The following is an 8,389-nucleotide window of genomic DNA, read 5'->3' on the forward strand; positions in this document are numbered from 1 at the left end:
TTTTGGATTTATAGTTAAACACGGTAGTCACCAACACATAATACCTTATTCTCAACTAGTAGGTACAAAATGGGAATACTTAGTAAATAACACTGGAACTCCAGCAGCTACTACAAATACAACGGTTGTGAATATTCCAAAAAATAATACAACAAGTAACGAAAAACAAGAGCTACATAAAGATTCATCAAGTACAGAAGATAATTATAAATTTAATCCTAAAGATATTGTTAGTGAAGATGAAAATGGTTATACAGTACGTCATGGAGATCACTTCCACTACATTCCTAAAAACAAAGTAGAAAAACCTGTTGAGGTAGTTAAACCAACTCCAGTTGTTCCTACACCTTCTTTACCTGAAGTGAATAAAGTAGAAAAACCAGTGGAGAATGTTAAACCGTCTCCAGTTATCCCCACTCCTTCTTTACCTGAAGTGAATAAAGTGGAAAAACCAGTGGAGAATGTTAAACCTTCTCCAGTTATTCCTGCGCCTTCTTTACCTGAAGTAAATAAAGAAGAAAATAAAAAAGATAACGTTACAGAGGTAAAACCTAGCGTTTTATCATTTGCAGGAGTACAATATGAAACTAGTGATGGGTTTAAATTATCTGATGATAGTGTAATCACGCCTACTTCAACAGGGTTTCTTGTAGCTCATAGTGGTCATCAACACTTTGTATTTTATAAACAATTGGTTAATTCTCAGTGGGAAAAACTTATTCCTTATCAATATCTGAATAAGGCTAAAGAAGAGTATGCAGAATTGGAAAAAGAAGTTAATGATAAAATTAATTATCTTTCTCAAAAAAATAACATAGGAAAAGATAAATTTAGCTATGTTATTACTCCAAGTGGGGATGCAATTTCTTACGATGGAAAAACGGAGTTGTTAAAAGATATAAATGTCAAAGAAAATACGGAGAAAAATAATTCGAATAGTAAAGATAAAGTAGAAAGTAATAATTCAGCTAATAATACTTCTACTGATAAAACGGAAGCAGCGAATAATTCTTCAGAAGGAAATGACAACCATAGAGAAGAGCAAAATAATGCTGAAGAAAAAGAAATTGAAGAAAAAATTGACTATGTTGCTAAACAACTAAATATAGATAAAAGTTCTATAAAATTAATTGAAACAGCAGAAGGGAAAGCATTGGTGTATCCACATGGAGATCATAGCCACACTATATTAGTTAAAGATATAGACACATCTAAACCTCTAGCAGATCCACATAATAATTCAGGAGCTGAGACGCTGAAAAAATTAGGATTTGATGATGATATTATACATGATATTCAACATGCTTCTGCAGATACTGATTTTCCTGCACATGAATCAAATGTAGAAAAAATGAAAGAGTGGTTAAAAACTGTTAAGTACTTGAATATTGGTCAAAACAAAGATCCACTTAAACGAAGTGGTTTAGAACTTATGCCAAATATAGAAGTTCTTGGAATAGGATATACACCTATCGATGATATTACCCCTGTTTATAAATTTAAAAAATTAAAACAATTATACGTATCAAGAACGGGTATTAAAGATTATTCATTTATAAAAAATATACCAACATTAGAAGGAATTGATTTTTCTGAAAATGATATTCAGGATATTTCGTTTTTAAAAGATTATCCAAACTTAAAACTAATTTCTGCAGCAGGAAATAACATTGAAAATATCAATGTATTAAAAAATCTTACTAATTTAGAGTCGTTAAATTTAGACAATAATAAAATTAAGGATATATCGGCTCTAAAAGATTTAAATCATCTAAAAGCAGTTAGTCTTGAAAATAATAACATTACAAAATTAGATGCATTAAGTAATAAAAATGAATTAGAGCGTTTATTCTTATCTAATAACAGCGGTTTAGAGTTAGCAACTCTTAAAAATGATAGTTTAGAGCAATTAACGGTAAATAATACTAATATTAGAGATTTAAGTGTAGTATCTAATTTACCTAAATTGAAAAAAATAGTAGCAAATGATAATAAAATAACAACATTATCTCATTTGAAAAATGCTAAAATTTTAGAGAGTGTAGAAGTTAACAATAATAAAATCGACAGTTTAGATTTTGAGAACAAAACAATTACTAGTCTAGAAATTAAAAATAATAAACTAGAGGATATCAATAACGTTCATAAACTATCTGCACTTGAGAATTTGGATGCTAGTGGTAATAAGATTAGTGAATTCCCAACTAATAAACAAGATAAACTGATTAATTTAACAGTTAGCAATAATGTTATTAGAACAATGGAAAATGTTAATAATCTTACAGCTCTAAAATACTTAACAATGGCAAATAATTATGTAGAAACATTAACGTTAAAAGAAAAAAACAAAACGCTAGAATATTTAGATATAAGTCGTAATATAGTTTCAAAAGAAGAGTTAGAGATTCCTAGTGGTGAAAATATTCCAAAAGGAATAGTGAGTAACTTTGAAAAAGTCGAAAGTGGAGATATAAAAGAGAATTATACTTTAACTGCTGATTATATTACAGAACAAGCTGAAAAACTTCAAGAAGAAATATTGAAACTAAAAGATGAGAAAAAATTAGCGTCAGAAGTTGCTGATGAATTAAAACAAAAAGCGCGTATTATTTATCTTGATATGTCTTACAGTGTAGATCAAAGTAGAAATAAACAAATTGAATTAGAAAAACAATTGAACGAAATAAGAAAACAAGTTAAAGATAATTTAGTAATACCAACTACCGAGATAGCTAACAAAGAAGATTCAGTTGTAGAACACTCAAATACTGAAGCGGGACACGCTTCAGAAGCTCATAATCATAATGAAGCTGAAGAACATGATTTTGTATTCGATGTAAACAATATAGTTAGTGAAGAAGGGGATGGCTATATTGTAAAACATGGAGACCATAATCACTTTATCAAAAAATCAGAATTATCAGCTAAGCAATTAGAAGAAGCAAAAGAATTTTTAGTTAAGAAAGCAGAAACTACAACGACTATAGATAAAGCAACATTAGAGAGTAAGAAGAATTATATTGCTCTATTCTATGGATTAAATGCTAGTGATATTTCAGTTGATAATAATGCGTTAGTCTTTAATTATAATGGTTCTGTTAAGCGTCTTTTACTCAATGATATAACTGTTCCGGCGATGAGTTCAGACTTAGAAGGGGATTTTGAAAAAGAAATATCTGCTTTAGCAAGTAGTATGAATACAACTGTTGAACATATTCAAGTACAAGATGGACAAATGATAGTAAATCATGGGGATCACAATCACTATTATCCAATTAAGAGTCCTGGATGGAGAACCTATAATCAAAATAAAATACCTTATATAGATATACCAAAAGTAAGTGGTAATATTGATGAAGCGGTTGTAAACAGTAGACTAACAGAATTAGAAAACAAAGCACAGACTGTACTGGCTAATAATCCAGCTAAATTAAGAAAAGTGTTAAGTTGGCTTAATAATTTCAGAGATGTTAGTTTAGCGTGGCATGTAACAGGAACAGATGGATATTTACAAGCTCTAGATAAATTTGAAAAAACTCAAATAGATATATAACTCTATATTACATAAATTAAAAGTAGTGGATTGAAAAGAGAGGATCTTTCTTCACTACTTTTAATGTGTTAAGCTATTAAAAGATTCCAAGAGGATTTTTATATAAACCTCTTGGAATTTTTTTTAGTTTAAAATGAAATTAATCTCTTTCGATTTTTGTAATTCCACGCATGTATGGACGTAGAACTTCTGGTACGGTAATTGATCCATCTTCATTTTGATAGTTTTCAATAATTGCCGCTAAACAACGTCCAACAGCTAATCCAGAACCATTTAAAGTGTGAATAAATTCAATTTTACCTGTGTCTTCACGTTTGAATCTCATATTTGCACGACGTGCTTGGAAATCTGTACAGTTTGAACATGAACTGATTTCTTTATATGCATTATAGCTTGGTAACCATACTTCGATATCATATGTTTTAGCACTTGAGAATCCTGTATCTCCAGAACATAGAGTGATAACACGATATGGTAAGTTTAATTTTTTAAGAATACTTTCTGCATGACCAGTCATGATTTCTAATTGTTCATAAGAATTTTCAGGTTTTGCAAAACGTACCATTTCAACTTTGTTGAATTGGTGAAGACGGATAAGACCACGAGTATCACGACCAGCACTTCCTGCTTCTGATCTGAAACAAATACTGAATGCTGTAACACCTTTTGGTAACATATCTTCTGTTAAGATTTCACCGTTGTAGTAGTTAGTTAATGGTACTTCTGCTGTTGGGATAAGAGTTAATCCTTCAGATTCAACAGTATAAACATCTTCAACGAATTTAGGGAATTGCCCAGTACCGAATAATGCAGTTCTATTAACTAATTGAGGTACCATAAATTCTTCATATCCATGTTCAACTACATGAGTATCAATCATAAAGTTGATTAATGCACGCTCTAAAAGAGCTCCAGCTTTTTTGTAGAACACAAATCTACTACCAGAAATTTTTGCAGCACGTTCAAAGTCAGCAATATCTAATTCTTCAACTAGATCCCAGTGAGCTTTTGGTTCGAAATCAAATTCTCTAACTTGACCAATACGGCGAACTTCAATATTTTCATCTTCATTCTCTCCAATTGGAGTCTCATCAGAAATTAAGTTAGGAATTCTAATAATTTTTTCGTTAATTTCTTCAGCAATTTGTTTAACTTCAATATCGCGTGTTGTTATCTCATCAGAAACGTGTTTCATTTCAGCAATTACATCTGAAGCATCTTCACGTTTTCTTTTTAAGATTGCAATCTCTTCACTTTTTTTGTTACGAAGTGCTTTTAGGTCTTCTACTTGAACAAGAAGTTCACGACGTTTTTTATCTAAGTCGATAAGTAAGTCAACTACACCAGTCTCTAAGTTTCTAGCAGCTAATTTTGCTTTTACCATTTCAGGATTTGCTCTAAATAATTTAATATCTAACATATTTATATTCTCCTTTTGTATATTATTTTTAAAATCGAATTTACATATAAAATAAAAAATCCCTTACGTCAAAGACGTAAGGGACGATTAATTTCTATACCGTGGTTCCACCCAAATTCAATCTTAAAGATTCTTAAAAAATTATATTTGATATTATTTATAGTAGAATTTTAAAATAAACAATAAGTACTTTCAGCCAATGTACTCTCTCTGGAAAAGTTTTTAGATTAAAACATGTCTATAATCAAATTATATATATTTATTTAAATCAATTTTACTCTATGATAAGCTTTGTTGTCAAGTATTTTTAGAAATTAATTTATTTTTCTTCGGCTGTTTTCTCTGTAGTATTTTCAGATTTTGATGTTGTTGTTTCTTCGTTAGTGTTATCTTTATTGTCATTTGAAGTTGTGTTGTTTTCAGAATTTGAAACTTCTTTTTCTGCGTTAAGAGTTGTACTATTTTCGTTATTTGTTTCTGAAGTTTCTTTTGGTTTAGCGCTTGAAACTAGGGCAGCTAATAACTTATCTATATCGTTAATTAAGATTGTTTCATTTTTCCCACCAAGGTTGAAATTAACAGCTTTTCCATATGGTGTTTCTATTACATTCATACTATCTGGAGAAAGTCTAAAGATACCAGCAAGTAAGTTTAATTTTGCAGATTCTTCTGGAGTAAGTTCAACTTTTTTAGTTTCTGTTGTACTTTCGTCTTCAGATGTGTTGTTTTCAGTACTTGTTGTGTTTTCATCTTTAGGTGTGTTGTTTTCAGTACTTGTTGTGTTTTCATCTTTAGGTGTATTAGTTTCACCACTTGGTGTACTATCTACCTTATTATTTTCACTAGTTGTAGAGTTATTTTCTTCTTTATTACTTTCATTATTTGATGATGAATTATTAGTTTCATCTTTTTTACCTGCATATTTTTCGAAATCTGCGTTATCATAATTTGCTTTAGAAAATTCAAGTGGGAATGATGGATCATTTGCTTCTTTAGCGAACTGATCTGCAGATGAACGAAGTGTCATACCATCTTCATCTTTTACATTTAGTTTATTATAGTTTTCACCAAATTCAGGTTGAGTACTTGTGTTATGCTCAAGGGCATAATGAAGAGCATTTTTCGCATTGATAAGTCTTGTAACAAGTGTTCTCATTGGTGTTCTTGTTATAAATGCTTGAGATTCGTAAGAATCTTTTACAAGTGAAGAAAGTTCCTCACGTAGTTTATTATCAATCTTGTCACTATCAATGTTTTCTAAGAAATATTTTATATAACTTACTGTAGTAATACTTTCACGGTCTTCAAATTTTTGTAATTCATCTAATAAGTGATTGATTTTGTTTAAAGTATTAACATCTTTGTTTTCACTAGCTATGTTTAATTCATTAGTTAACTCTACTTTTGAAAGATTGTACTTTTCAATATCGTTATCTTTAATACGGTTTAATAAAGTATTATATTTTTTAACAAATTCATCATTTTTAGAAGTATCAGCATTTGTTTCTTCTTGAATGTATTTTTTATCGAAGTTATCTAACATTTCTAGGTAACCTTTGGTAGAGTTAGTTGGTAATTCTTCAATTGTCGCACGTAACTGATCTAATGCACGATTAACACGATTTGCTTGTTTTTTATCATTACTATGTTTAGCAATATTATTTGCTTTTAGTTCATCAATGTGTTTAAATACAGCTTCTTTGTCAAAATCACCAGCAACATAAGTTCCAGTTATATTAGGAATTCTATTTTTATAGTAAATATCTGCTCCTTTAGATAGGATTTTAACGAAATGATCGTGATCACCATGAGGGATTACAAATTTGTCACCATCTCGTTTAATCTTATCAGCAGGAATTCCTGTACGTTTTGATAAAGCAAGTAATTCATTTTCGAAATCAACTTCATCGTCGCCTGTAACCTCAGGAATATGGAATTTATCACGAGGTATTAAGTATGGGTGAATATGAGTTGGATCATATGCGTGAGCAGGCTCGTTAAATACAAAGAAGTCTTTTGTAACTTTAACAGCTTCTTTTGGTACTCCATAAACCTCAGCGATATAATTAATTTGTTTTTGAATTTCATCAGTAATATTTACTTCAGTCTCATCAACATGAATTGCATTAAGTAACACTGTGTGGCTGTGATCACCATGAGGATAAGTTAATGCTTGTCCATTTTCAGTTTCTACTAATTTAATTAATTTAGGATTGATACCTAATATTTTTGCTAAATGGTTAATTTTTTTAGTAACTTCTTCAGAATAAGTTTCATTCTTACTTTCAGGTTGTTTATTTTCTGCTTTTGGAGTCTCTTTAGGCTGAGTTGCAACATTATTATTATTATTATTATCAGACTTACTTTCAGGTTGTTTATTTTCTGCTTTTGGAGTCTCTTTAGGTTGAGTTGCAACATTATTATCAGAATTTATTTCATCTAAAAGTGTAGTTGTTCCATTGTAAGAAAGAGCATCCCCTTTTGCTGTAGAAACATATTTAATAGTATTTTTATCAATATTATTTTTACTTGTTAAGTAGTTTATTTTTTCAGTTACTTTATCTTCTAATTCTTTATATTCTTTTTTAGCTTGTTCTAAATATTTTTGAGGGATTAGTTTTTCAAATTTAGAATTTACTAATTGTTTATAATAAACGAAGTGTTGGTGTCCATTGTGATCAATAACTAATCCTAATGATGTAGGAGTACCTACTGTATTTTCATCTAATACAAAACCATCACTAGTTTTAAATTGAACTCCAGCGAATGATAAAACGCTAGGTTTTACTTCTGTAACATTATCTTTTTTATTATCTTCTTTATTCACTTCAGGTAAAGAAGGAGCAGGAATAACTGGAGACGGTTTAACATTCTCCACTGGTTTTTCTACTTTATTCACTTCAGGTAAAGAAGGAGTAGGGATAACTGGAGATGGTTTAACATTCTCCACTGGTTTTTCCACTTTATTCACTTCAGGTAAAGAAGGTACTGGGATAACTGGAGACGGTTTAACATTCTCCACTGGTTTTTCCACTTTATTCACTTCAGGTAAAGAAGGTGTAGGAACAACCGGAGTTGGTTTAACTACCTCTACAGGTTTTTCTACTTTGTTTTTAGGAATGTAGTGGAAGTGATCTCCATGACGTACTGTATAACCATTTTCATCTTCACTTACAATATCTTTAGGATTAAATTTATATCCATCTGAATCTTCGTGATCTGATGAATGTTCATGATGATCATGGTGACTGTCATTTACTATATTACTTTTCGGTGTATTTACTACAGTTGTATTAGTATTTGTAGTAGTTGCTGGAGCTTCAGTGTTATTTACTAAGTATTCCCATTTTGTACCTACTAGTTGAGAATAAGGTATTATGTGTTGGTGACTACCGTGTTTAACTATAAATCCAAAA

3 protein-coding genes are annotated in these 8,389 nt (G+C 30.1%); 1 reads left to right on the forward strand and 2 read right to left on the reverse strand.

The genetic code is table 11. The features are described from left to right. Positions 1-3,553: pneumococcal-type histidine triad protein (locus tag PNO30_RS00885; RefSeq protein ID WP_271986817.1), on the forward strand; the 3,553-nt coding region annotated here is incomplete at its 5' end. A 139-nt stretch (positions 3,554-3,692) separates the two neighbouring features. On the opposite strand, the gene serS is transcribed toward PNO30_RS00885, so the two are convergent. Then, positions 3,693-4,973 carry a serine--tRNA ligase gene (gene serS / locus PNO30_RS00890; RefSeq protein ID WP_271966115.1) on the reverse strand — a complete coding sequence of 427 codons (1,281 nt, stop codon included), beginning with the start codon at positions 4,971-4,973 and terminating at the stop codon, positions 3,693-3,695. A gap of 319 nt (positions 4,974-5,292) precedes the next feature. Next, the coding region (locus tag PNO30_RS00895) for a pneumococcal-type histidine triad protein (RefSeq protein WP_271986818.1) at positions 5,293-8,389 on the reverse strand (3,097 nt) is incomplete at its 5' end.

Source organism: Gemella haemolysans (assembly GCF_028308085.1).
Lineage (GTDB): Bacteria > Bacillota > Bacilli > Staphylococcales > Gemellaceae > Gemella > Gemella haemolysans_D.

What these genes read in the sequence shown, in the direction of transcription:
- serS (WP_271966115.1), bottom strand. Translation starts at nt 4,973, where the DNA reads ATGTTAGATATTAAATTATTTAGAGCAAATCCTGAAATGGTAAAAGCA.